Origin of the sequence: Mesorhizobium sp. M1A.F.Ca.ET.072.01.1.1 (genome assembly GCF_004023325.1) — a bacterium.
GTDB lineage: Bacteria > Pseudomonadota > Alphaproteobacteria > Rhizobiales > Rhizobiaceae > Mesorhizobium.
The window spans coordinates 1-459 of the sequence record NZ_RZSF01000730.1; the positions used below are offsets into that span (position 1 = coordinate 1).

The window sequence follows — 459 nt, forward strand, 5'->3', positions numbered from 1 at the left end:
CGGTGTCGGCTGCGGGCTGACGATCTGGGCGCTGGCGACGAGCGTCGGCCTTGTCGCGCTGCTCACTGCTTCCGAACCGCTTTTCCTGGCCGTCAAATATGCCGGCGCCGCCTATCTGATCTATCTCGGCATGCAAGCCCTGCGCGAAGCCATTTGGCCGGTGCAAAGCCATCATGCGCAGGCGCCGACCGTACCGCATACCCGGCTTGCCCCGGTCGCCGCGTTCCGGCAGGGCTTCATCAGCGATCTCGGCAATCCGAAAATAGCCGTGTTCTTTCCGAGCCTGTTGCCTCAATTCGTGCCGGCGGGACAGCCGTCCTTTCTGTCGCTGCTGCTGCTTGGCGTCGTCTTCGCACTAATCACCTGCAGCTGGCTGACCATCTATGCAACGGTTGTCGCCAAGGCCGGCGGCTGGCTGCGCCGACCGAATGTGCGCCGGATCGTCGAAGCGGTCAGCGG

General features: G+C 64.3%; 1 protein-coding gene. It reads left to right on the forward strand.

The genetic code is table 11. The features are described from left to right. On the forward strand, positions 1-459 hold a 459-nt coding region (locus EOA32_RS37765; protein WP_145971534.1), incomplete at both ends, for a LysE family translocator.